Origin of the sequence: Paenibacillus medicaginis (genome assembly GCF_042138635.1) — a bacterium.
GTDB lineage: Bacteria > Bacillota > Bacilli > Paenibacillales > Paenibacillaceae > Paenibacillus > Paenibacillus medicaginis.
The window spans coordinates 1-655 of the sequence record NZ_JBHIRY010000084.1; the positions used below are offsets into that span (position 1 = coordinate 1).

A 655-nucleotide genomic window follows, 5' to 3' on the forward strand; every position below is an offset into this window, starting at 1 on the left:
GATGATTGGGGTGAAGTCGTAACAAGGTAGCCGTATCGGAAGGTGCGGCTGGATCACCTCCTTTCTATGGAGAATCGTCTTCTGCAACGAAGACATTCAAATACGGCAGATGGAATATCTGCCATCGAAGATGATTTTGATACTATACAGCCGTGTGTATGAAAACATCTTCAAAACTCACTCGTTGTTCGGTTTTGAGAGCTCAAACGCTCTTATCCGTTTGGTGGCGATAGCGGAGGGGTTCCACACGTACCCATCTCGAACACGACCGTTAAGCCCTCCAGCGCCGATGGTACTTGGACCGAAGGGTCCTGGGAGAGTAGGACGTCGCCAAGCGCACAGCCCGAAAGGGTTCAACCTTTCGGGTATTGTTGCGGGCCCTTAGCTCAGCTGGTTAGAGCGCACCCCTGATAAGGGTGAGGTCGGTGGTTCGAGTCCACTAGGGCCCACCATTTAACTTGATAAATTCTCTGTATGGGGCTATAGCTCAGCTGGGAGAGCGCCTGCCTTGCACGCAGGAGGTCAGGGGTTCGATCCCCCTTGGCTCCACCATACACTGTTCTTACGAACAGCTTTGCACCTTGAAAACTGGATACCGAAACGAAACATTGCGTTTTAGAATAATCCTTTTAGCTGAGCTTGTGTCGCAAGACCA

At 51.1% G+C, this 655-nt stretch carries 2 tRNA genes and 2 rRNA genes; all 4 read left to right on the top strand.

What is annotated here, in order from left to right:
• Window positions 1-64 (top strand): 16S ribosomal RNA (locus tag ACE5LO_RS27730); the annotation flags it as partial.
• 155 nt (window positions 65-219) lie between these two features.
• Window positions 220-336: ribosomal RNA gene (gene rrf / locus ACE5LO_RS27735) — 5S ribosomal RNA — on the top strand.
• A 39-nt stretch (window positions 337-375) separates the two neighbouring features.
• Window positions 376-452: transfer RNA gene (locus ACE5LO_RS27740), tRNA-Ile, on the top strand.
• A gap of 24 nt (window positions 453-476) precedes the next feature.
• Window positions 477-552: transfer RNA gene (locus tag ACE5LO_RS27745), tRNA-Ala, on the top strand.
• Window positions 553-655 lie beyond the last annotated feature (103 nt).